This is a genomic window from Empedobacter sp. UBA2044, assembly GCF_002333005.1.
Classification (GTDB): domain Bacteria; phylum Bacteroidota; class Bacteroidia; order Flavobacteriales; family Weeksellaceae; genus Empedobacter; species Empedobacter falsenii_B.
The window spans coordinates 1-25554 of sequence record NZ_DDBA01000027.1 but is presented as its reverse complement, the minus strand read 5'-3'; the positions used below and the strand labels follow the sequence as shown (position 1 = coordinate 25554).

At 33.4% G+C, this 25554-nt stretch carries 20 protein-coding genes and 1 pseudogene; 10 read left to right on the top strand and 11 right to left on the bottom strand.

Annotation, left to right across the window (positions count from 1 at the left end):
• Nucleotides 1–17: 17 nt before the first annotated feature.
• The 3 genes from infB (at nt 18) to ggt (ending at nt 7861) form a co-directional block, all read left to right on the top strand.
• Complete coding sequence (gene infB, locus B4E59_RS04190; RefSeq protein ID WP_291051613.1) at nt 18–3077, top strand: translation initiation factor IF-2; 3060 nt, start codon at nt 18–20, stop codon at nt 3075–3077.
• Between the two features lie 238 nt (nt 3078–3315).
• Nucleotides 3316–6117, top strand: a complete 2802-nt coding sequence (locus tag B4E59_RS04185; RefSeq protein WP_291051610.1) for a TonB-dependent receptor — start codon at nt 3316–3318, stop codon at nt 6115–6117.
• Nucleotides 6118–6193: 76 nt separating this feature from the next.
• Nucleotides 6194–7861: a gamma-glutamyltransferase gene (gene ggt, locus B4E59_RS04180; protein ID WP_291051607.1), complete on the top strand. Its 1668-nt coding sequence runs from the start codon at nt 6194–6196 to the stop codon at nt 7859–7861.
• Nucleotides 7862–7923: 62 nt separating this feature from the next.
• Here the strand turns inward: ggt and metQ are convergent, their stop codons facing one another.
• From metQ to hutH, 11 genes and pseudogenes are all read right to left on the bottom strand, one after another.
• The gene (gene metQ / locus B4E59_RS04175) at nt 7924–8733 is read right to left on the bottom strand and encodes a methionine ABC transporter substrate-binding lipoprotein MetQ (protein WP_291051604.1); all 810 of its coding nucleotides are present in this window, start codon (nt 8731–8733) and stop codon (nt 7924–7926) included.
• 8 nt (nt 8734–8741) lie between these two features.
• On the bottom strand, nt 8742–9395 hold the full coding sequence (locus tag B4E59_RS04170; protein WP_291051601.1) for a methionine ABC transporter permease MetI: 654 nt from the start codon (nt 9393–9395) through the stop codon (nt 8742–8744).
• The gene (locus B4E59_RS04165) at nt 9376–10413 is read right to left on the bottom strand and encodes a methionine ABC transporter ATP-binding protein (protein WP_291051598.1); all 1038 of its coding nucleotides are present in this window, start codon (nt 10411–10413) and stop codon (nt 9376–9378) included. Before B4E59_RS04165 ends, B4E59_RS04170 begins: the two co-directional genes overlap by 20 nt.
• Nucleotides 10414–10669: 256 nt before the next feature.
• Nucleotides 10670–10951 carry a GNAT family N-acetyltransferase gene (locus B4E59_RS04160; protein ID WP_291051595.1) on the bottom strand — a complete coding sequence of 94 codons (282 nt, stop codon included), beginning with the start codon at nt 10949–10951 and terminating at the stop codon, nt 10670–10672.
• Between the two features lie 24 nt (nt 10952–10975).
• On the bottom strand, nt 10976–11848 hold the full coding sequence (locus tag B4E59_RS04155; protein ID WP_291051592.1) for a pirin family protein: 873 nt from the start codon (nt 11846–11848) through the stop codon (nt 10976–10978).
• 517 nt (nt 11849–12365) lie between these two features.
• Nucleotides 12366–12632, bottom strand: a complete 267-nt coding sequence (locus B4E59_RS04150) for a hypothetical protein (RefSeq protein ID WP_291051589.1) — start codon at nt 12630–12632, stop codon at nt 12366–12368.
• 127 nt (nt 12633–12759) lie between these two features.
• Nucleotides 12760–13644, bottom strand: a pseudogene (locus tag B4E59_RS04145) (IS982 family transposase).
• A gap of 102 nt (nt 13645–13746) precedes the next feature.
• On the bottom strand, nt 13747–15726 hold the full coding sequence (gene hutU, locus B4E59_RS04140; protein ID WP_291051586.1) for a urocanate hydratase: 1980 nt from the start codon (nt 15724–15726) through the stop codon (nt 13747–13749).
• Between the two features lie 28 nt (nt 15727–15754).
• Nucleotides 15755–16129 carry a ribosomal maturation YjgA family protein gene (locus tag B4E59_RS04135; protein WP_291051583.1) on the bottom strand — a complete coding sequence of 125 codons (375 nt, stop codon included), beginning with the start codon at nt 16127–16129 and terminating at the stop codon, nt 15755–15757.
• Nucleotides 16130–16143: 14 nt separating this feature from the next.
• Nucleotides 16144–16494 (bottom strand): hypothetical protein, encoded by a 351-nt coding sequence (locus tag B4E59_RS04130; RefSeq protein WP_291051580.1) that lies wholly within the window; start codon nt 16492–16494, stop codon nt 16144–16146.
• Between the two features lie 28 nt (nt 16495–16522).
• Nucleotides 16523–18031 carry a histidine ammonia-lyase gene (gene hutH, locus B4E59_RS04125; protein ID WP_291051578.1) on the bottom strand — a complete coding sequence of 503 codons (1509 nt, stop codon included), beginning with the start codon at nt 18029–18031 and terminating at the stop codon, nt 16523–16525.
• A 139-nt stretch (nt 18032–18170) separates the two neighbouring features.
• On the opposite strand from hutH, the gene folE reads away from it, so the two are divergent.
• From folE to B4E59_RS04090, 7 genes are all read left to right on the top strand, one after another.
• Nucleotides 18171–18848 carry a GTP cyclohydrolase I FolE gene (folE, locus tag B4E59_RS04120; RefSeq protein ID WP_291051576.1) on the top strand — a complete coding sequence of 226 codons (678 nt, stop codon included), beginning with the start codon at nt 18171–18173 and terminating at the stop codon, nt 18846–18848.
• Between the two features lie 17 nt (nt 18849–18865).
• Nucleotides 18866–20338: a cysteine--tRNA ligase gene (cysS, locus tag B4E59_RS04115; protein WP_280037258.1), complete on the top strand. Its 1473-nt coding sequence runs from the start codon at nt 18866–18868 to the stop codon at nt 20336–20338.
• Nucleotides 20339–20433: 95 nt separating this feature from the next.
• Entirely contained in the window at nt 20434–22362 is a 1929-nt protein-coding gene (locus tag B4E59_RS04110; RefSeq protein ID WP_291051572.1) for a putative porin, read from the top strand.
• 109 nt (nt 22363–22471) lie between these two features.
• Nucleotides 22472–23509, top strand: coding sequence for an alpha/beta hydrolase (locus tag B4E59_RS04105; RefSeq protein ID WP_291051570.1), 1038 nt, complete (start codon nt 22472–22474; stop codon nt 23507–23509).
• An 18-nt stretch (nt 23510–23527) separates the two neighbouring features.
• Entirely contained in the window at nt 23528–24589 is a 1062-nt protein-coding gene (locus B4E59_RS04100; protein ID WP_291051567.1) for a DUF2891 domain-containing protein, read from the top strand.
• A 300-nt stretch (nt 24590–24889) separates the two neighbouring features.
• Nucleotides 24890–25120 carry a hypothetical protein gene (locus B4E59_RS14585; protein ID WP_312067554.1) on the top strand — a complete coding sequence of 77 codons (231 nt, stop codon included), beginning with the start codon at nt 24890–24892 and terminating at the stop codon, nt 25118–25120.
• A gap of 80 nt (nt 25121–25200) precedes the next feature.
• Nucleotides 25201–25497 carry a hypothetical protein gene (locus B4E59_RS04090; protein WP_038335098.1) on the top strand — a complete coding sequence of 99 codons (297 nt, stop codon included), beginning with the start codon at nt 25201–25203 and terminating at the stop codon, nt 25495–25497.
• The last annotated feature ends 57 nt before the right edge of the window (nt 25498–25554 follow it).

Genomic DNA, 25554 nt, shown 5'->3' with positions numbered 1-25554 from the left:
TAAGAGATTAGCTTCATATGTCGGAAACAATAAGATTAAGTAAAGTATTAAAAGAATTAAATATATCAATAGATAGAGCTGTTGATTTTTTAGAAGGGAAGGGTACAACAGTAGAAAAAAATCCGAACTCTAAAATCGATGTGCCAACTTACGATATTTTAGTTAATGAGTTCCGATCTGATGCTAAACAAAAGCAAGCTTCCGGTGAAGTAGTCATTAACAAAATTTCAGATATCAAAGCCGCTGAGAAAAAAGAAGCAGAAGCAAAAGCTGCAACTGAAAAACCAGTAGAAAAGAAACCTGAAATCATTGAAACGACGAAAGTTGAATTGGAAGGACCAAAGACTGTTGGAAAAATAGACTTAGATGCTTTGAAACCTAAAGCCAAAGTAGAAAAAACTGCGGTAAAAGAAGAGGTGAAGAAAGAAGAAATCAAGAAAGAGGAGGCACCAAAAGCTGAACCTAAAACTGAATCAAAAGAGGAACCGAAAGGACCGAAAGTGATAAAAGTTATTGATCTTGATAAAATAAATAATACAGGTAAACCTAAAAAGCAAGATTCTCCAGCTCCTAAAAAAGAGCAAGCAGAACCTAAAAAGGCGGAAGCACCGAAGGCGGAAGTTAAAAAAGAGGTGAAGAAAGAAGAACCTAAAAAGGTGGAAGAGGTTAGAAAGCCTGAAATAAAAACGGAAGCGAAGCCTGAAGTGAAGAAAGAAGAAATTGAAGAAGTAGCAGCAGTTGAACCTCAAAAAATTGAAACTGTCTACACAAAATTAGATGGACCTAATTTTACAGGTGCAAAGATTGACTTATCTAAATTTGATAAGAAAAAAACTGACGATAAAAAAGGGAATCAAAAAGGTGCTAATAACGCTGCTGACAAGAAAAAGCGCAAACGTATCCAGAAAAACGTTAAACCAGAAGATGTAGCAAAAGCTGGAGAAAACGGAGGAAACAATAATAATCGTCAAGGTGGTAACAATAACCACGGAGGAAATAATAATAACCGCCAAGGTGGTAATAACAACCATGGAGGAGGAAATAATAACAACCGTCAAGGAGGTCAAGGACAAGGAGGAAATCGCCCAGGAGGTCAAGGCGGCAATCGTCAAGGTGGTGGAAACTTTAGAGGTGGAAACAATCGTGGACCAAGAGTTCCTCAAGTAGAACTTTCTGACGAAGATGTTAAAAAACAAATTAAAGACACTTTAGATAAACTTACTAATAAAGGAAAAGGATCTAAAGGGGCTAAACACAGAAGAGACAAACGTAAAGAGCGTCGTGAGTTTGCTGAGCAAGAGCAAGAAGCAATAGACATGGACAAAACTTTACATGTAACAGAATTTGTAACGGTTAACGAATTAGCTTCGTTAATGGATGTTTCTGTTACAGAAGTTATCTCTGCATGTATGTCATTGGGAATCATGGTTACCATGAACCAACGTCTTGAAGCGGATACAATTCAATTAGTTGCAGATGATTTTGGATTCGAAGCAGTATTTGCTAATGCTGAAGAAGAAATCTCAACTGAAGAAGAAGAAATCGATAACGAAGAAGATTTAGTAACTCGTGCGCCAATCGTAACTGTAATGGGACACGTTGACCACGGTAAAACATCTTTATTAGATTATATTCGTAAAGCAAATGTAATTGCTGGTGAGTCTGGAGGTATTACACAACATATTGGTGCGTACAACGTAACATTGCCAAGTGGTAAACGTGTAGCGTTCTTAGATACACCAGGTCACGAGGCTTTTACAGCGATGCGTGCTCGTGGTGCTCAGGTAACGGATATTGCAATTATTGTGATTGCAGCCGATGACCAAATCATGCCACAAACGCGTGAAGCAATTTCTCACGCTCAAGCAGCTGGAGTACCAATGGTATTCGCAATCAACAAAGTTGATAAACCAGCAGCTAATCCAGAAAAAGTAAAAGAGCAATTAGCTCAAATGAACTTATTAGTTGAAGACTGGGGTGGGACTTACCAATCTCAAGAAATCTCGGCTAAATCTGGTTTAGGAGTAGAAGATTTATTAGAAAAAGTATTATTAGAAGCTGAGGTATTAGACCTTAAAGCAAATCCAAAACGTAAAGCATCTGGTACAGTTGTAGAAGCTGCATTAGACAAAGGACGTGGATATGTTTCGACAATTATTGTACAAACAGGTACATTACACATCGGAGATTATGTATTAGCAGGATCTCATCATGGTAAAGTTCGTGCAATGTTAGATGAGCGTGGTAACAATATCAAAGTTGCTGGACCATCAACACCAGTTACAATATTAGGATTAGCAGGCGCGCCAACTGCAGGTGATAAGTTCAAAGTTTACGAAGACGAACGCGAAGCGAAACAAATTGCAACTCGTAGAGATCAATTACAACGTGAGCAAACTATTCGTACACAAAAACACATCACACTTGATGAGATTGGACGTCGTATCGCTTTAGGAGATTTCAAAGAGTTGAATATTATCTTGAAAGGGGACGTGGATGGTTCTGTGGAAGCATTAACAGACTCTTTACAAAAACTTTCGACAGAAGAAATTATTGTTAACATCTTACACAAAGGAGTTGGACAAATTACAGAATCTGACGTATTATTAGCTTCTGCTTCAGATGCGATTATTATCGGATTTAATGTTCGTCCTGGTGGATCTGCTCGTGATATTGCAGAAAAAGAAGAAGTTGAAATTAGAACTTACTCAATTATCTATGCTGCGATCGAAGAGATTAAAGAAGCGATGGAAGGTATGTTATCTCCAGAGTTGAAAGAGCAAGTAACAGGTAATATTGAAGTTCGTGAAACATTCAAAGTAACGAAAGTTGGTACTATTGCTGGATGTATGGTCTTAGACGGTAAAGTTTACAGAAACTCTAGTATTCGTATCATTCGAGACGGAGTTGTGATCCACGATGGTGAATTAGCTTCATTGAAACGTTTCAAAGATGACGTGAAAGAAGTTAGTAAAGGTTACGAATGTGGTCTTAATATCAAAAACTTCAACGATATTCAAGTAGGTGATATTATCGAAGCTTACGAAACTGTAGAGGTTAAAAAGAAATTGAAATAATCAATTCTCAACAAATATTTTAAAAAGGAGCTCAATTTGAGCTCCTTTTTTTATGAAATTTTATTTAATAAAAATCAATACTCTACTTGTTATATAGAACTATATTCTATTGTTCATCTTATTTTTAGAATAGAATCTTTATTTAACATTAATTTAAATTTTTCTTTTATTTTATTTAAAAACGATTGTTTTATATTCTATAAAATCTATAAATTTGCTAGACTTTAAAATTGTAAATATGAACAAAAAATTATACTCACTCAAAAAAATATTTTTTCTCACTGCTCTTTTCGGCGGAACATTTTTATTCGCTCAAACTAAAGTCACAGGTACGGTTGAAGATGTAAATGGACCAATCGATCAAGCAACGGTTAATGTAAAAGGAACGAATATAACGACGACAACAGATGCAGATGGTTTATATCAATTAACGTTAGAGCCTGGGAAGTATGAAATTATTGTTTCAATAATAGGTGAGCCAACAACGACGCAAACGATTAATGTACTTGATGAAAATGAAGTTTCTTTAGATTTCTTTTTGCAATCAATCAATTCGGATACTGATCTTAGCGAAGTCGTTTTGATTGGTTCACGTGCAGTTGGACGTACACAATTAGATTCTTCAACACCAGTTGATGTGATAGATATTAAAGAGGTGACAAAAGATGTAGGACAAGTTTCGTTGAATCAAATCTTAAATTATGTTGCGCCATCTTTTAGCTCGAATACGCAAGTTATTTCTGATGGAACAGATCACATCGATCCTGCTTCTTTGCGCGGTTTAGGACCAGATCAAGTATTGGTTTTGATTAACGGAAAGCGTCGTCATACAACATCATTGGTTAATATTAATGGTTCGTTTGGTAAAGGTTCTGTTGGTACAGATTTGAATGCGATTCCAACTTCTGCAATTAAAAGAATTGAAATTCTTCGAGATGGAGCAGCTGCTCAATATGGTTCTGATGCGATTGCAGGTGTGATTAATATTGTCTTGGAAGATTCGACAGATAAACTACGTGCGTCAATTTCGTATGGAGGAAATCTTTCGAAAAATGCAGAAGATAATTTTGATGGTGAAACTTTTCAAGCGAATGTAAATTATGGTGTAAAAGTGGGTGAAAAAGGAGGATTTGTAAATGTTGCAGGTTCTTACGACAAGCGTCAACCATTCAATCGTCAAAAAGAATTTACAGGAACAATTTTCTCAGATTATAATCGACCAGATTTATACCCAAATCCAACTGGAAAAGATATTACAGAGGAAGAATTAGCGCGTCGTGGAGAAACGCGTGCTGATTATGTTTCGCGCATTGGACAATCAAAAAATGAAGGAGGAGCGATTTTTATTAATTCACTTTTTCCAGTTTTAGATAAAACCGAAATTTATGCATTTGGAGGATTAAATTATCGTTTGGGTGAATCGGCGGCTTTTCGTCGTCAGCCTGCTCAGTTACATCAAACAGTAGCGTCAATTTATCCAAATGGATTTTTACCATTGATTCAAACTAATAATTACGATCGCTCTATAGCAGCGGGAATTCGTAGTGAAATTAACGGTTGGAAAGTTGATTTTTCGAACACATACGGAAATAATACCATCGATTTTGGAGTCAAAAATACAGTTAATGCATCGATGAAAGAATCTTCTCCAACATCTTTTGAAGCTGGTGGATATCGTTTTACGCAGAATACAACCAACCTAGATTTTACGCGTTTTTTTGATGATGTTTTAGCTGGAATTAATGTCGCGTTTGGTGCAGAATTTCGTTATGAGAATTATCAAATTGTAGGAGGTGAAGAATCATCTTATGCGAATTATGGTAAAGTTCGTCAAATTGGCGTAGACGGAAATGGAAAGCCAATTTATGTTCAAGATTTTAACGGAAATATCAATACTTTATTTGCTGCAAATGGTACTGCTTTAGCAGGTGGAGCGCAAGCTTTTCCTGGATTTTTACCAGCGAACGAAGTCAATGCAAATCGTCATTCTGTTGCGGGGTATTTAGATACTGAATTCAATTTTACGAAAGATTTCTTAGTAGCTGCTGCGTTACGTTACGAAGATTATTCAGATTTTGGATCAACGTTAAATGGAAAAATTTCGACTCGATACAAATTAGGAAACTATGTGTTGAGAGCCGCTGCAAGTACAGGATTTAGAGCACCATCTTTACATCAATTATACTTTAGCGCAACTTCAAGTTTATTCTTAGATGGAGCAATTTCTAATTCAGGAACTTTTACAAATGATAGTCGTGCTGCAAAATTATTAGGAATTCCACAATTGAACGAAGAAAAATCGAAATCAGTTTCGGCTGGAGCAACGGCAAATTGGGGAAAATTCAAATTGAGTGTTGATGGATATTTCATCAGAATTGATGACCGAATCATTTACACAGGATCTTTCACAGGAAGCAATGCAGCAAATGCATCAGCTCAAGACAAAGAGATTTACGAATTATTGCAACAAGCAAATGCAACTTCGGCGCGTTTCTTCGCAAATGCAATTGATACCGAAACCAAAGGAATAGATGTAGTTTTGACGTATCAAGATCGTTTGGGAGCAGGGAAATTACGTGGAGATTTATCGGCGACTTTTAGTAAAACAAATGTTGTGGGCGACGTTCATGCTTCGGATTTATTAAAAGGAAAAGAGTCTACTTATTTTGATCGTTCAAGTCGTATTTATTTAGAATCAGCGATTCCTCGTACAAAAATCAATTTATCACTGAATTATTCATTGGATAAATGGAATGTTTACTTAAGAAATGTATATTTCGGAGAAGTTGATGCAGCGACAAATACGGTGGCAGATTCGCAAACTTTTAGCGGAAAAGTTGTAACAGATTTGAGTTTTGGTTATGCTTTCAACAAAAATATTTCGTTAACAATCGGTGCAAATAATTTATTTGATATTTATCCTGATGAAACGAAAATTGGAGGAAATAGAGGAGCAGGATATTTCGTGTATTCACGTACTGGACAACAATTCGGAACTGGAGGACGATTTGCTTTTGCTCGTTTATCATTAAGTTTATAATTTAAATAGTTTATATGTTTTACCAAATCTTTGTCTTAATTGATGGAGGTTTGGTATTTTTGTTTAAATCGATTTTATGAAGAAAATATCATTTATTATAGTTTTATTCTTCGCGATTATTCAGTTGAATGCGCAAGAATCTTACAACAATGGAGTTGTTGTAACGGCTCATCCCGAAGCTTCAAAAGTTGGAGTTGAAATTCTGAAAAAAGGTGGAAATGCGATTGACGCTTCTATTGCAGTTCAGTTTGCGTTGGCGGTTGTTTATCCAAATGCAGGAAATATTGGAGGCGGTGGATTTTTGGTTTATCGTGATTCAAAAGGAAAGACTGATGCGTTAGATTATCGTGAAAAAGCACCTTTGAAAGCGAGTGAAGATATGTATTGGGACAAAAACGGCAATGCAATTACTGATCTTAGTTTGTATGGACAATTTGCTGCAGGTGTTCCCGGAACAGTCGATGGAATGGTGAAAGCGCATGAAAAATATGGAAAATTAAATTGGAAAGAATTAGTTCAGCCAGCTATTAATTTAGCTCAAAAAGGATTTAAAATTACAAAGCAACAAGCAAGCGAATTGACAAATAAGCACAATGATTTTGTAAAATATAATTCAAAAACGAATGCTTTAACGTCTAAATCATCTTGGAAAGAAGGGGATTTACTAATTCAGAAAGATTTAGCTAATACGTTAAAATTAATTCAGAAAAAAGGTCGAGCTGGTTTTTATGAAGGAAAAACAGCTGATTTAATAGTGAGAGAAATGAAACGTGGAAACGGAATTATTTCTCATGAAGATTTAAAAGAATATCAGTCAGTTTGGAGAACGCCAGTTTCTGGAAATTATAAAGGTTTTAAAGTGATTTCGATGCCGCCGCCTTCAAGTGGAGGAATTGCATTGGTTTCGTTATTTCAATCAATCGAAGATTATCCAATTAATAAATGGGGATTTCAGGCAGATTCTACAATTCAAGTGATGGTAGAAGCAGAGCGTCGCGTTTATGCAGATCGAGCAGAACACTTAGGTGATCCAGATTTTATAAAAGTTCCGCAAAAACAATTATTGGATAAAAGTTATAATGTGAATCGAATGAAAGATTTTTCGTTTGATAGAGCAACACCTAGTTCAGTAATCAAAGCGGGTGAAATAATCGGTAAAGAATCAATGGAAACGACGCATTATGTAATTGTTGATAAAGATGGAAATGCAGCTTCTGTAACGACTACTTTGAATAATTCGTACGGATCTTTGGTTGTTGTAGAAGGTGCAGGATTTTTGTTGAATGATGAAATGGATGATTTTTCTGTAAAACCAGGTACACCGAATTTGTATGGTTTGGTTGGAGGAAAAGCAAATGCGATTGAACCTTCGAAAAGAATGTTAAGTTCGATGACGCCTTCGATTTTAGAGAAAGATGGTAAATTGTTTATGGTTGTGGGAACACCAGGTGGTTCTACAATTATTACGTCTGTTTTTCAAGCAATTTTGAATGTTGTTGATTTCGGAATGACGATGCAAGAAGCTGTTGCAGTACCAAGATTTCATCATCAATGGTTACCAGACCAGATCGATTATGAACCAAATGCGATATCAGAAAATGTTCGCGAAACGTTAAAACAAAAAGGTTATAAGTTGAAAGAACGTAAACCTTATGGACGTGTAGAAGGAATTTTGGTAAATAAGGATGGAACGTATCAAGCTGGAGCAGATCCGCGAGGAGATGATAAGGCAGTAGGGTATTAAAAAAGTTAGATAAACAAAAAGGCTATTCAATTGAATAGCCTTTTTAATTATAAATAATTATTTTACCAACCTTTTATAGCTCCACCTTTGAATACTTCGTCTGCTTTTTTAGCAACTTGTTCAGATTGGTATGCTTGTACAAATTTCTTCACTTTTTCATCGTTTTTGTTGTCTTCACGGCTCACAATGATATTGACATAAGGCGATTCTTTATCCTCTGTAAAAATTCCTTGTTTTTTAGCATCTAAACCAGCTTGTCCTGCAAAATTATTATTAATAACAGAAATCGCTACTTTTTCATCATCTAAAACACGAGGTAATTGTGGAGCTTCTAATTCTAAAATCTCTAATTTTTTAGGATTAGAAACAATATCAGTTAATTTAGGAAATAAACCAACACCATCTTTCAATTTAATTAAACCTATTTTTTGTAACAACAATAAAGATCGACCTCCATTAGCTGGATCATTCGGAATAGCAATTGTATTACCTTCTTTTAATTCATTTATAGATTTTATTTTTTTAGAATATCCAACGATTGGGTATAAAAATGTATTTCCAATAGGTTCTAATTTGTAACCACGTTGTTTTTCTTGTTCTTCTAAAAATGGAACTGTTTGGTAAGCATTAACATCTAAATCACCTTGATTCAACGCTTCATTCGGAATAATATAATCATTGAAAGTAATCAATTCTACTTCCAAATTGTATTTTTCTTTTGCAACTTGTTTTGCAACTTGAGCAACCTCAAATTCAGGTCCAGTCATTACACCAACATTTATTGTATTTGCATCAGTTTTAGATTCTCCACATGCTGTTAAAGCAAGTGCTGATAATGTTGTAAGAAGTATATTTTTAATTAACTTTTTCATTGTTTAAATTATTTATAATTGAATTTTTTTGATAAGAAATCACCAGTAAATTGGATGATAAAAACGATAATTATTAATAGAATTAAAACGGTATTCATTATAAAAGTATCATATCCAACATACCCATATTGATAGCCGATTTGTCCTAATCCGCCAGCTCCTACAGCGCCACCCATTGCCGAATAGCCGACTAAAGTAATTAACGTAATTGTTGCGGCATTTATTAACGATGGTAATGCTTCTGGTAACAAAACTTTGAAAATGATTTGCGAAGGTTTTGCACCCATAGAACGTGCTGCTTCTATCAAATCTTCAGGAATCTCTAATAAACTATTTTCTACTAAACGCGCTATAAATGGTGCGGCTCCAATACTAAGAGGTACCAAGGCAGCAGAAACGCCGATTGATGTTCCAACTAAACTTCGTGTAAAAGGAATCATCCAAACGATTAGAATAATGAATGGAATTGATCTGAAAATATTGACAAAAAAGGCTAAAATTTGATTAACCAATTTGTTTTCTAATAATTGTCCTTTTCTCGTTAAAAACAAGAATATTCCGATTGGAAGACCAAGTACAAAACCAAAAAATCCGGAAACAAATGTCATTAAAACTGTTTCCCAAGTTCCCTTAAGTAATAGATTAATAACTGCTTCTGACATAACCGATTTTTTCTAAATTAAATTTATTTTGCTGTAAATATGTTTCGATTGCTGAGTTTTCTTTTGAATTAATTTTCAAGAAAAATGTTCCGTAATTGATTTCTCCAGCATATTCGATTCTTGAATTTATGATTTCTGCTTCAATATTATGCAACGAATTTATTTCTGCAATAAGTTGATTGAATTTTGGTTGATTCGTGAAATTGATTTTATAAATTGTTGAGTTATTTTCTGAATAAGTATCAACCAAATTTTTCTGAAAACTTAGTGGTAAAGCTATGTCCAATGAATTTTTGATAAATTCTTGCGTGATATTCTCTTTCGGATTTGTGAAAATTTCTTCTACTGTACCATGTTCTACTAATTTTCCACTTTCAATCACTCCAACTTCATCACAAATAGAATTGATTACTTCCATTTCATGGGTGATTAAGAGAATCGTTAGATTTAATCGTTGATTGATTTCTTTCAACAATTTCAAAATAGATTTTGTAGTCGCAGGATCTAACGCACTTGTCGCTTCGTCACATAACAAAACTGTTGGATTATTAGCCAAAGCACGCGCTATTGCAACACGTTGTTTTTGTCCGCCCGATAAATTTGTAGGATATTCTTTTGCTTTTTCGTGAATATCAACAAGGTGTAAAAGTTCGTCAACCTTTGTTTTTATTTGGCTTTTTGAGATACCTTCCAATTCCATCGGAAAAGCAATATTTTCTTCTACAGTTCGCGAAGAAAGTAAATTGAAATGTTGAAAAATCATACCGATTTTTCTTCTTTCTAAAGTTAATTTTGAATTATTTAAGTTCAATAAATTTGTTCCATTTATCAAAACTTCTCCTGTATCAGGTCGTTCTAATAAATTAACACAGCGAATCAAGGTGCTTTTTCCGGCACCAGATTTACCAATGATTCCAAAAATTTTTCCTTCTTCAATCTGCAAAGAAACATCGCGCAAAGCATGAATTTCTCTTTTAGAAGTTCTGAAAGTTTTGGATATATTTTTTAGTTCAATCATTCTAAAAATCTTAATAAAAAAACCTCTCAATTATTATAAATAAATGCAGAGAGGTTGTGTTTTTTTTGCTTTTATAAAGTCTATTAAAATTATGGACTTATAAAAAGTTATGCAAAAATAATTAGTTTTTTTTAATGATTTTTTATTAAAAATGAAATTTATTCTACAAAATAACCATCTTGCAGGATAAATTTTCTAATTAATATTTAAGATTACGATTTATTATTGTATAATCGAAATTCATAGTAATTATTTCTTAAGATAAGATATCTCTAATTTCTGGATTTTTTTCAAACTGCGCTTTTGCAAAAGGACACAAAGGAATTACTTTGATATTATCTTTTCTCACCCAATCTACTAAGGCTAATAAAGCTTTTTTACCAACACCTTGTCCACCATATGCTTCGTCAACCTCTGTATGATCGATAATAATTTTATCATTACCAGCCCAAACGTAATCCATTTTTCCAGCTTTTTTATCGCCATCTAAAACGACAAAAGCACCATTTTTCTTATCATCAATTTGTTTAATTTCCATGAGTTTTATTTTTTAAGTTGTTTATTAATCTTCTAAAGTACCAAACTTTCCGTTATTAAAATCCTCAAAAGCTTCGCGAATTTGCTCTTGTGTATTCATCACAAAAGGACCATAGGAAGCGATTGGCTCATTCAAAGGTTTTCCACTCAAAATTAATACCACACTATTTTTTGTTGCTTCAATTGAGAAATCTTCGCCTTCGTTTGTAAACAATAATAAGTGATCCGTTGGAACAATTTCTTGGTTGTTCACTTTTACTTCTCCATCAATAACTAATAAAACGGTATTGTAATTTGCAGGAAAATTAAAATTAGCTTTTCCATCTTCATTCAGTTTTGCATTCAGCATATTAACAGGAGAAAATGTTGATGCAGCACCTTTTGTTTGGTTATATTCACCAGAAATAACTTCGATAAAACCATTTTCAACTTCTACAGTTGGAATATCTTTATGTTCAATCGCTTGATATTTTGGAGTGCTCATTTTATCCTTTGCAGGAAGATTTACCCACAATTGAATCATTTGAAAAATTCCACCTTGTTTATAAAATTCTTCGGCATGATATTCTTTGTGTAAAACACCCGAAGCCGCTGTCATCCATTGTACATCGCCTTGATGAATTGTTCCTCCTCCACCAGAACTATCGTGATGAGAAACGCTTCCTTCATAAGCAATAGTTACAGTTTCGAAACCACGGTGTGGATGCACGCCAACACCTTTTGGTTTGTCTGTTGCTGGAAAATGAAATTTTGAATTGTAATCTAACATAATAAATGGATCCATTCTACGCATATCCAAATGATAACCACTTGGAATAAAATTGTGTACTCTAAATCCATCCCCTACAAAATGTGGTTCTCTTGGTGCGATAACGGCTTCTATATTTTTTGTATTCATCTTCTTATTATTTAGTGATTGTTAACTTGTTTTATTTTCTTTTACAAAGTTAGTACCGCCTGATTTGTAATGTATTGATATAGGATAAGAAGTTGTACATGAATTAATTGATGTAGGGTAATGGAAATGATTCAGACATTTTTTTACATAATAAATACAACTCTAATCGATTGTTTTTATCTTTGTGGGACTGCTTTAATTGACTCAATATTTTCGTTTTAAAAACATTAATTTATTAGTCTTCTATACCGATTCTATGCCGCCTTTATGTCGCCTCTATGCTACCTCTATGCCGTGCTTAGAGGCATTAATCTCGCCTTAACAAGGAGGCTTGTTCGGTCTTTCTTCGGTGTTTCTTTATCCATAGTCCAGCTATAGGACTAATTACCCTCGACCTAAAGTATGAGAAGCTGAAATGAATTCAGCTAAACAATTCTATATAAGAATCGTTATCCTTAATTTCTTTCAGGATAGTTTTCAAAACAAAAAACCACCTCGAATGAGGTGGTTTTTTAGTTTATAAAATCTCTTTAAGACTTCCGTCAGGATGATAAGTTTTACCATCACATTCCCACTCATGAGAAATAATCGTATCTTTTTTATGAATGTTAAAAGTTAACTCTCCTTTTCTTTTGATGATTGTGTCACCAATATTTATTTGATTTCTATAATTAGCCCACCATCTATTTTCTTCATTACAATTACATTTTTCATTATTAGATGGATTTCGTCCATTCATTGCTAAATTCCCACTTGTTCCCCAATCTTTATTTTCTACAATCATTAAACATTCACTATTTAATCTTTTGGAAAAAAAAACTTCACAATTAGGTTTTTCGTTGCAGGAAAAGAGAATAAATAATAAGCTAAATACAGAAATAAGTTTATTCATTATAACCCGTTGGGTGTAATTAAATAGCTTGATTTTTAATATTGTTTATTGGTCTATCAAAGATGAACTTATTGATATATTGGATCAATGTTAAAGCTGTTATTTTTGCTAAAATTCTTGTTTTAAAACCTTGAAAAGTTTTAGCATAATTGTTTCTAATTCTGAACTGGTCGCATAGTTGTGAAAATAATGTTTCAATTCTTTTTCTTGATTTCCTAAAGATATAAGGTTGTGGCTTATAATCTTTCTGATTAGCTCTTTTTGGTGTTTCTAATTTGATATTAACAGTTTGAAATAAATCTAATTGAATGCTTTGAGATAAGTAACCTCTATCTCCAAGTAGGACGCAATCAGACATTTGTTGTTTTATGTTTTTCAAAAAATGAACATCGTGAACTTCTGCTTTTGTAATATCTAATGAATGAAAAATTCCATTTATGGAACAAACACCATGTAATTTATACCCGTAAAACCAATTGTTTTGAGAAGCACAAAACCCTTTTGAAGGAGCTGTTTCAAACTCATTTTTACAGATTTTAATTCTTCTATGACGTGCAAATTTGCAAATTTCCAACGGCATGCTATCCACTATGAAATAATCTTCAAATTCTAAAAACCGAGAAGCTAATTTTGTTCTTACTTCTTCTAAAAAGAAAAACAATTTTCGTCTTCTTTTATTGAACTGACTTCGCTCAATTAAATTGGGAATTTGTTGATTGTTAATCTCTTTAAACAACTAATTTTCACTATAAATGGACATAAATTCAGCAGTTAAACTCAAAGCAACTATCTCTAAATCAGACATTTTTTCTTTTCTACCTACTCCTGATTTTAATTCTAATTCAAAATTCAATGAACTTATAACTTCTAAAACTCTAAAATAATTTTTTACTATATTTGACATAGATATTGGTTTGTTTAGCGACTTCAAGATACTGTATTTCAGTGTCTTGACCAATGTCTAATCAATCTATTTTACTGCTAATAATTACACCCAAGGGGTTCATTATAGTAATTTTTCATCAAAGATATTCGGTAAAGTCACCTTCAATAAAGGTTCTTCTTCCATGGCGCGTTTTATTGCGAAAATAGCTTCCTCGTTTCGTGCCCAAGAGCGACGAGCAATTCCGTTATTCACATCCCAATGTAACATCGATTTTAGACGCTGTTCAGCATCAGAAGATCCATCCAATAACATTCCGAATCCACCATTGATTACTTCGCCCCATCCAACGCCACCACCGTTGTGAATAGAAACCCAAGTTGCACCTCGGAAACTGTCGCCAATGACATTATGAATCGCCATATCAGCTGTGAATTTTGAGCCATCATAAATGTTAGACGTTTCGCGGAAAGGAGAATCTGTTCCAGAAACATCATGATGATCGCGTCCTAAAACAACTGCTCCGATTTCACCTTTCGCAATTGCATCGTTGAATGCTTTCGCAATCTTGATTCGACCTTCAGCATCCGCATATAAAATACGAGCTTGTGATCCAACCACCAATTTATTTTGTTGCGCTCCTTTAATCCACGTGATGTTATCCTGCATTTGTTGCTGAATTTCTTGTGGAGAATGCTGCATGATTTCTTCTAAAACTTGACAAGCAATTTCATCTGTTTTTTGTAAATCTTCTGGTTTCCCCGACGTACAAACCCAACGGAAAGGTCCAAATCCATAATCGAAACACATTGGTCCCATAATGTCTTGAACATAACTTGGATATTTAAAATCGATATTATTTTCAGCCATTACATCTGCTCCAGCACGAGAAGCTTCTAATAAAAAGGCATTTCCATAATCAAAGAAATACGTTCCTTTTGCGGTATGTTTATTCACAGCTGCTGCATGACGACGTAACGATTCTTGTACTTTCTGTTTGAATAATTCTGGATTATTCGCCATCATTTCATTGGCTTCTTCAAAGGATAATCCAACTGGATAATATCCTCCTGCCCAAGGATTATGTAATGAAGTTTGATCTGAGCCTAAGTCGATGTATAGATCTTCTTGGTCAAATTTTTCCCAAACCTCAACAATATTTCCATCGTAAGCAATCGAAACAACTTCTTTGTCTTCTTTCGCTTTTCGAACACGAGTGACTAATTCATCCAAATCTGAAATGACTTCATCGACCCAACCTTGTTCATGGCGTTTCCAAGTCGCTGCAGGATTTACTTCAGCTGTTACCGAAATCACGCCTGCAATATTTCCAGCTTTTGGTTGTGCACCCGACATTCCACCTAAACCAGCGGTTACAAATAACTTACCAGCTGTTCCGTTCGAATCGATTTTACGACATCCATTTAAAACGGTAATTGTAGTTCCGTGAACAATTCCTTGCGGCCCAATGTACATATAACTTCCGGCTGTCATTTGTCCGTATTGTGAAACCCCTAAGGCATTCATTTTTTCCCAATCATCCGGTTTCGAATAATTAGGAATCACCATTCCGTTCGTTACCACTACACGAGGTGCATTCTTGTGGGAAGGAAATAATCCCATCGGATGACCAGAATACATCACTAACGTTTGTTCGTCGGTCATTTCCGACAAATATTTCATTGTTAAAAGGTATTGTGCCCAATTTTGAAATACGGCACCATTTCCACCATACGTGATTAATTCTTCAGGATGTTGTGCTACAGCATGATCCAAATTGTTTTGAATCATGAGCATAATCGCTTTTGCTTGTTGCGATTTTCCTGGATATTCATCAATAGGTTGCGCGTAGATTTTGTAATCCGGCATGAAGCGGTACATATAAATACGACCGTAGTTTTCCAATTCTTCTTTGAATTCAGGAATTAATTCAGCATGATGCTGCGGATTAAAATAGCGTAACGCATTTTTTAAAGCTAATTTCTTTTCGTCCTCCGTTAGAATTTCTTTTCGCTTAGGTGCGTGACTAACGTTTGGATCTCTATATTTTTTTTCAGGAAGTTGTGTAGGAATTCCTTGTTGTATGTGTTCTTGAAATGTCATTTTTTTTGTGTGTTTTTTGTTTTTACAATTATGCGTTTTTTCTCAACTCTTTATCCATGATGAATAAACATCCAAATCCGATGATATAACAAAGCATATCAATCCAAGAAAATGAAGTGCCGATAATCATTTTTGCTAATGTTGAATCTTTTAAACCAATTAATTCAATGAATTTGAAATATTGTAAAGTTTCAACTGTAAAGGCAATAAGAAGAGTGAAAATTGCGATGTACAAGGGTTTAATTTGAACAAATGCTTTGATGAAATAGTAAATTAATATGACCACTAAAATATCGCCAACGTAAGGTCGGATAATGGCATCGTGTACATATAAAGCAATAAGCACTTCTAAAATAAAAATGATTAAGGCGATGATAAAGGATTTGATATGGAATCGAAACATATTTTAATAATGATTTATGTGAATAATCTAAAATATTTGATAATATAAAATCCAATGCTAGATAGAATGAGAATTAAACTCAATAAATAGGCTACAAAATTCCAAAAATTTGCAGGTTTGCAGATTCTGAAATGGATAATCATATAGATGAAACCAAAACTTAAAATTACACTAAGAATAATTAAAGCAATTAAAATTAGATTGATTTTTTGATGACTAAATAAGTCAGCACTTAAAAAGAATAAGGCAATTGAAATTATTGCAGAAATTGTAAGAATGTATCCTGCTTGATCATTCTTTTTAACATTATCATCAATAGAATTAATTCCTGTAAATACATCTAATATTGCTTGTATTAAATCCATAAATTGTAATTTCTTGTTTGTTTTTAAATTAAAACTTCATAATCAAATCTTGGAAATCATCTGTCTGTAAAAGATCAATGATATTATTGATATCCTCACCAATTAATCGATCATCTTCTAACTTTGGACATACCGAGCGAACAGCAACAAAAACTTGCTCTAAATAAGGACTTGTTTGTTTTGGTCGTCTAAATTCTAAACCTTGGCAAGCATACATCAGCTCAATGGCTAAAATACGTTCCACATTATCTAAGACTTGATTGAATTTTCGTCCAGAAATACTTCCCATCGAAACGTGATCTTCTTGTCCTAACGAAGTCGGAATACTATCGGCAGAAGCAGGGAAACATAAGGTTTTGTTCTCCGTACATAATGCAGCCGAAGTATATTGTGGAATCATAAAGCCAGAATTTAAACCAGAACTTTCTGTTAATAATTTTGGTAACCCGTATTTCCCTTCAATTAATAAGTATTGACGACGATCTGAAATATTTCCTAATTCAGAAGCGGCAACTGTCGCATAATCTAAAGCCATTGCTAAAGGTTGACCGTGGAAATTTCCACCTGAAATAGCTTCTTCATCTGAAACTACGATTGGATTATCAGTAACAGAATTCAATTCGATTTCGGCTAATTCTTGTAAATGGAAAAAGGCATTGCGAGATGCACCATGTACTTGTGGAATACAACGTAACGAATAAGGATCTTGTACACGTCCACACTCTTGATGCGAATAAGCGATTCCTGAACCTTCTAATAATTTTCGCATGCGTTCAGCCACTAAAACTGATCCTGCAAACGGACGGATTTGATGTAATTCGGCTTTGAACGGACTTGGAGAACCTTCATAAGCTTCTAAAGATAATGCACCTACAACATCTGCTAAGTTTAATAAATATTCGAATTTTTTTAAGCCGTGTAAAGCGTGAGATAAAATAAATTGTGTACCGTTAATTAAACCTAATCCTTCTTTCGCGGATAAATTTAAAGGTTGTAGGTTATGTTTTACTAAGGCTTCTTTCGTCGATATGATTTGATCTCCATCCCAAACTTTTCCTTCGCCAATTAAAGGCAAAAATAAATGGGATAATGGAGCTAAATCACCAGATGCTCCAACAGATCCTTTTTCTGGAACGACTGGGATAATATCTTTTTCGACCATTAGTAAAATTCGTTCCACAACATCTAAAGTCACACCAGAATATCCTTTTGATAAAGCATGTGCTTTTGCAATTAACATGGTTTTAGAAATTTCTTTCTTGATTGGATTTCCAACACCAACCGCATGACTGATTAATAAATTATGTTGAAGTTGACGGGTTTCTTCTTCCGAGATTTTAGTGTCGCAAAGTGGTCCAAAACCAGTGTTAATTCCATAAACTGTTTGACCAGAAGCAACTATTTTAGCAACGTTTTGTTGCGATTTTAAGATTTGTTGTTTACTCGCTTCATTAAGTTCAATTTCGATGTTTCCTTCTTTGATTCCTTTGTAATCCTCGAACGAAAGAAAATCGATACCGTAAGTTTTCTTGATCATTTTTTCGAATTTGTGATACTTCAAAGATAATCTTTTCATTGATTTGATAAAAGATAGAAATCATTTCAGATGTAATAAATTGAGATTTGATAAGGTTTTATAACACTATCTTTTATAAATTTGCTAAAATTTTTATGTAATGTGTGATAAACATCTTCATGACGAAATGGGGGACGACCATATTTCAGCAAACTTAGAAACGCCTTTGAGAGCTGATGCATTTGAGTTGTCTGCTGAAGAAAAAGTGGAAAAGATAGAAGCGGATTTCCGTAACATCATGGAAACTTTAGGCTTAGATTTAACAGATGATAGTTTGAAAGGAACGCCAAAACGTGTTGCGAAAATGTTCGTAAAAGAGATTTTTGGTGGTTTATTGCCAGAGCGTAAGCCTGGAATGTCAACTTTCGAAAATAAATATAACTACAATCAAATGTTGGTTGAAAAGGATATCGTGGTTTATTCAACTTGCGAGCATCACTTTTTACCAATTGTTGGACGTGCACATGTTGGTTACATCTCGAAAGGGAAAGTAATCGGATTGTCTAAAATGAATCGTATTGTAGAATATTATGCAAAACGTCCGCAAGTACAAGAGCGTTTGACAATGCAAATTGTGAAAGCAATGCAAGAAGCGTTAGGTACAAACGATGTAGCATGTATTATTGATGCGAAACATTTGTGTGTAAACTCGCGCGGAATCAAAGATATCGAATCAAGTACAGTAACTGCCGAATACGGTGGAGCATTTAAAGATAATGAGCAATTAAGAAAAGAGTTTATTTCGTACATCGGAATGAAAACTACTTTTAATGTTTAAAATATAAATCCTATAAAATGGTAAAAGAAAATCAATTAAAATTACATAATTCCTTAACGGGACAGAAAGAAACATTCGAACCAATTAATCAAGATAATGTTGGAATGTATGTTTGTGGACCTACCGTTTACAGTAATGTGCATCTTGGGAATGTGCGTACGTTTATGTCATTTGATATGATTTATCGTTACCTAAAATTTTTGGGTTACAAAGTTCGTTATGTTCGTAATATTACGGATGCTGGGCATTTAACAGATGATGGAAATGTAGAAAATGATCGTTTTGTAAAGCAATCTAAATTAGAGAAATTAGAACCAATGGAAATCGTACAGAAATATACGGTCGATTTTCATAAAGTTTTAGAAAAATTTAATTTACTTCCTCCAACAATCGAGCCTACAGCAACGGGACATATTTTAGAACAAATTGCTTTAGCGGAGAAATTAATTGATTTAGGATTTGCTTATGAAGTAAACGGATCAGTTTATTTTGATGTAGAAGCTTACAACAAAAAAGGACTTGATTATGGTGAATTGAGTAACCGTAACATCGAAGAATTAATCAATAATACAAGAGATTTAGACGGGCAAGGAGAGAAGAAAAATCCAGTTGATTTTGCACTTTGGAAAAACGCTTCGCCTGCTCACATTATGCGTTGGGCTTCGCCTTGGGGAGATGGTTTCCCTGGTTGGCACTTAGAATGTACAGTGATGAGTACAAAATATCTTGGCGATTATTTCGATATTCATGGAGGTGGAATGGATCTTAAATTTCCTCATCACGAATGCGAGATTGCTCAAGCAAAAGGTTCTAACGGTCACGAACCAGTAAAATATTGGATGCATGCAAATATGTTGACGATGAATGGTCAGCGTATGAGTAAATCGACAGGAAATTACATTTTGCCAATGCAATTAGTGAATGGTGAAAATGATTTCTTCGAAAAACCATTTCATCCAGCTGTTGTACGTTTTTGTTTCTTACAAGCTCATTATCGCAGTGTTTTAGATATTTCGAATGATGCAATGTTAGCTTCAGAAAAAGGATATAATCGTTTGGTTGAAGCATTAAAAACATTAGAAACAATTACACCAAAGAAAACTTCTACCGTTAATATTGATGAATTAGAAGCGAAATTATACACCGCAATGGATGATGATTTCAATACGCCAATATTGATTGCTCATTTATTTGATGCAGTAAAAATGATTAATTCAATCAAAGATAGTTTCGAGAATATTACAGCTGAAGATTTAGAGCGCTTAAAGGCAATTATGAATGGTTTTGTTCATGATGTTTTAGGTTTAGATACAGAAGCTGCAAACGAAAGTTCTGACAAATTAGATGGTGTTGTGAAAATGCTAATCGAAATGCGTAATCAGGCACGTGTGGATAAAAATTGGGCTTTATCTGATCAGATTCGTGATCAATTAAGCGCATTAGGTATCCAACTAAAAGATGGCGCTGACGGAACGACTTTCACTTTTTAAGAAAGATTTATAAAATATTTAACCCACTTAGAAATAAGTGGGTTTTTTTGTATCTCTCAATTTTAGATTACTTTTGTAAGGATTTATTCAACAGGATGAAAAAAACAATCATTGGTTTATTTTTATTAGGAGCTATTCTAGCGCAGGCTCAAGAGGATTCGATAAAAGTTTTAAAACCATTAAAAGGATCATCAACAAATGATTCGGTTACATATTATAAAACCAAAATCGACGATTATAAGTTTTGGACGAATGGCAGAAAACCAGAAGTATTGGATACGACATTAAGTATCAAAAACTATTATAATCAAAATTTTATTCGCAAAGATGCGTTCGGAAAATTATTTTTTCCGAATGTTGGTGGTGTAGTGGTGGATTTGGAGTATCAAAATACACCATTCAATCCGTCGATGTTGCCAACTGGTAAAAAATACAACTATTATTACGCAAATGATATCAAATATTATGATGTGAAAACGCCATATACCGAGTTTATTTACGAGAATGGTGTTAAAGAAGGTAACTTTTTGTCTTCGACATTTTCGCATAATATCAACAAGCAATTCAATTATACGTTTCATTATCGTGGATTAATTTCCGAAGGTCGTTATCGTCATGAAAAAGCTCAGAATAATACCTTTGTTTTTTCGTCAAACTATAAAACAAAATCAGAGCGTTTCAAATTGTGGTGGAATTATGCAGCACAAAATCTGAAAAATAATGAAAACGGTGGTATAGAAGATGTCAACGATTTTATTTTGCAAGATGACCGTAGAATGACGAATGTTCGTAATATTCCGTTGAATTCGCAAACAGCAAAATCTGAATTTGATGCGCGTCGAATAGAATTGAATGCTTCGTACGGAATCTTAAAAAAGATGAATGAAAAAGATTCGACTTTTTATAATCCAATCGAATTGAAGAATAAATTTTCGTACGAAAAACAAAAATATCGCTACGAGGATACGTCTCCAAATGGAACTTTATATTCTACGCCGATTATCACTGGAATGGATTATAGAAGTAAAAAGAGTTTTACAGATTTATCCAATACGACAACTGCTGGTTTTCAATGGACAGATCGTGTGAAGATAGAGGCTGGTGTTAAATTCCAGAATTTACGTGTTTTTGCTGATCAAGCCATGACGATTGTTGCAGTTCCAAAGCAAATAGAGGAAAATCTTTTTGGAGTTGTTGGAAAAGTGGATTTTGATTGGAATGAAAAATTGAAACTTTACGGAAATGTTGAATATTTGCAATCTGATAATTACAAAAGTGTTTATAATGTAGATGCAGTTTTAGATGTGACGCCGATAGAAGGTTACACATTGAGTGCTGGAGCAGTTATTCAGTCAAAACTTCCTTCTTTGAATGCGGTTTATAATCAAAGTTTCTTTAATAATTTTAATTACGTAAATAAATTTCAAACTGAAAATGTTCAAAATTTATTTGCAAAATTAAAGTTAGATAAAGTCAACACGACTTTAGAAGCTTCAATTTATAACATTGATAATAAAGTATATTTGAATGAAAATTTGAATTATGAGCAATTGGCGGATAACATTAATTATTTCAAGATAAAAGGTGAAAATCATTTACGTTTCGGAAAGATTAATTTAGTTTCGACAGCGCAATATCAAAAAGTAACGAAAAACGAAGAATATATGCCTTTGCCAGATTTCTTGATTCGTGAAACGTTGTATTGGCAAGGAGAATTATTCAACAAGAATGCTCAACTGCAAGCTGGTATTAATGCAACATATTTTACGAAATACAATGGTTTGCGTTATATCCCGATTCTTAATGAATTTGCGTTGCAAAATCCAGCAAGTATACAAGAGATTGGAGGTTATCCTATTTTGGATGTTTTTATCAATTTCAAGGTTCGTAATATGCGTTTTTACATTCGTGGTGAGCATATCAATGCGTCGTTTACAAAACAACCTGATTATTTTGCAGCGCCAAATGTTCCGTATCGAGATTTCAAATTTCAACTTGGCTTGAAATGGAATATTTTTAGTTAAAAAAAATCAAATTATATAAAAAAACGACTTCTTGATGAGGTCGTTTTTTCTGTCTAAAATCATTTATGTAGAATAATTCTAAATAATTATTTTTAGAAAAATTTTATACATGAAAAAATTCCTACTTTTATTTTGTTTGATTTTCTCTCAAATCGGTTTTTCGCAAGAAAAATTATCAATTGCTGAAATTCAAAAAATAAATTCTAAAATCTTAACTACTGAACGAGAAATTTGGGTGAATCTTCCTGAATCGTATTCTAATGATAAACTTCAAAAAGTAAATTATCCTGTGATTTATGTGTTAGATGCCGAATCTAATTTTACGTTTTTAACAGGTGTAGTTTCTAAATTTCAATCTGGTTTTTATCCAGAAATGCCCGAATCGATCATTGTCGGAATTACAAATAAAAATGGTGATCGGACAAAAGATTTTACACATGTAAATGATGTTAATTTCCTCAATTTTATTCAAACTGAATTGTTTCCTTTTATGCAGAAAAATTATCGTGTGAATGACTTTCGTTTGTTAATAGGACATTCTTTGGGTGGTTATTTTGCGTTGAAAACTTTATACAATCATCCCAAAACTTTCAATGGATATGTTGCGCACGATCCAAGTATTTGGTTTAACAACAAAGAATTATTGAATCTTTATCAAAATGTAGAAAATCATTCTTTCGAGAATCGATTTTTGATGATAACACAAGTTGGTGAAAGTCAAAATGCAGATCATTTACGTGATCATTATCAAAGTATAAAAAAGGTGGACGAAAGTTTGAAATCTTCGATGAATAAATCGTTGAATTATCATTACAAACAATATGTTGACGAAGAACATGGTTCGGTTCCGATGATTGGCTCGATTGATTATTTGCGTTGGCAGTTTGATGGTTATCGTGTGAATATTAAAGAGATTCCGAATCAACCAAATTTGGTAAAAGAATCGTTTGAAACGATCTCAAAAAAGCTAAATTATACGTTTCAACCAACGGAAACGTATATTAACAATGTTGCAAATTATTTCGTAAAACAAAAGAAAAATGATTTAGCAAAACAGTTTTTTGAACAAAATGTAAAAAATTTTCCTGAAAGTTTACAAGCAAAAGAAGAATTGAAAAAATTCTTGGACTCGAATAAAAATTATTAATTTGGTAAAAACATTTTGATGAAAAAATTACTCTATTTAACAACTTTATTGACGACGACTGCTTTTTCCCAAGAATTACACTTAGATCAAGCCAAAAAAATATTTGAATTACCAACGCATTGTATCAAGACTGAGTATCCGAATAAACTAGGAAATGTTTTGGGAAGTGATCAGGATTTGAAAACGCCAAAGCAATTACGTCCAATTTTTTATGGTTGCTTTGATTGGCATTCGTCTGTACATGGATTTTGGTCGATTGTGAAATTGTTGAAAGATTTTCCTGAATTGGATCAAAATAATCAGGTTAGAAATGACTTAAATCAATTGATTACAGCAGAAAATGTTGCGGTCGAAATGGCCTTTTTCAATGATAAAAATAATAAGAATTTCGAACGTACTTATGGTTGGGCATGGTTGTTACAATTGCAAATGGAATTGAATAATTGGCAAGATAAAGATGCGCAAGTTTGGGCAAAAAATCTGAAACCTTTGAGTGATTTGATTATTGTTCGATACAAAGAATATCTGCCGAAATTAGTTTATCCAATTCGTACAGGAACGCATGATAATACGGCTTTTGGTTTAAGCTTAGCGATAGATTATGCACGTTCTGTGAATGATAAAACATTCCAAAAAGTGATTATTGATAATGCTAATCGTCTTTATTTAAAAGATAAAAGTTGCAATATTGCTTTCGAACCAAGTGGATCAGATTTTCTTTCGGCTTGTTTGGAAGAAGCGTTAATTATGTCTAAAATTCAACAAAATGATGAGTATAAGAAATGGTTAAAAGGATTTTTGCCTCAGTTACAAAAAAAGAATTTTGACTTGAAACCTGGTGTAGTTTCGGATCGTACAGATGGACATTTGGTGCATTTGGATGGGTTAAATTTTAGTCGTGCAACGGCTTTGTATCAAATCGAACATAAATTACCAGAGTTTAAACATTTGAATAAAATTGCGCAAATTCATCTCAATTATTCCTTAAATAATATTACAAATGACGATTATATGGGAAGTCATTGGTTGGGAACTTTTGCACTTTATGCGTTGAAAACCAAACATGAAAAAGAAAAATAGTTACGAATAATCTTTCTTAATCTGGTTTAAGATTTTTGAGGAAGCATTAATTTAGTTTTGTCGTATAAAATAATTTATACTTATGCCAAAACAAGGACTTCCTCAGTTTTTTTTAAGAATAGCTTTGGCTTTTTCCATGCTTTTAGCAGTTGCTGACCGTTTTGGAATTTGGACTGAAAACGTGTCTTGGGGGAATTGGCATCTTTTGAAGATTATACTCTTACGTTAACTTTTTTTCTTCCATAATATTTAAGTGAATTAGGAGCCTATGGTGCGGCATTTTTAGAAACTCTATTTTCTATTTTATTATTAATAGGATTTAAAACTAGGATTACAGCACTAGGTACATTTTTACTTTTAACAATTTTTGCACTAGCTATGTATATTGCCTTTGGTGTAAAAGTTACTTTTAATTATTCTGTTTGGTTAAGTGCGACAGCAGCACTTTTACTTGCTGTACAATCTCAGTATTTATTTAGTATTGATCAATTAATGATTAATAAAAAATGTTGTAGATTGAAAATTAGCTAATAATAGGGATTTTATAACGATAGAATTGAATCTAAATTTGTTTCAAACAAAACTAATACGAAACATTAAATTTTAATTTTATGAAAAAATATTTTTATATCGTCATCGCAATTTTAGGACTTGCTGCATTCGGATTTAGTCAATATTCGAAAAGTCAATTAGAAGATCAATTGGCTAAAACAGGGAAATGCGTAGAAGGTGTTGTTGTGGAAACTAGCGGAACATTTAAACGTCCGAAAGCAACGATACAATATCCTGTAAATGATGAAGTTTATGAAGTTACTTTACGATCTAGAGCAGACGTGGACGAAGTTGTATTGATGAAATATGATACGCTGAATCCAGAAGAAGTGTTGCTTGTAGATAATTGTAATTAATTATAGTCTCAAGTTTAAATGAAAAATCCACCAAGTTTTTGGACTGCACCCAAAAAT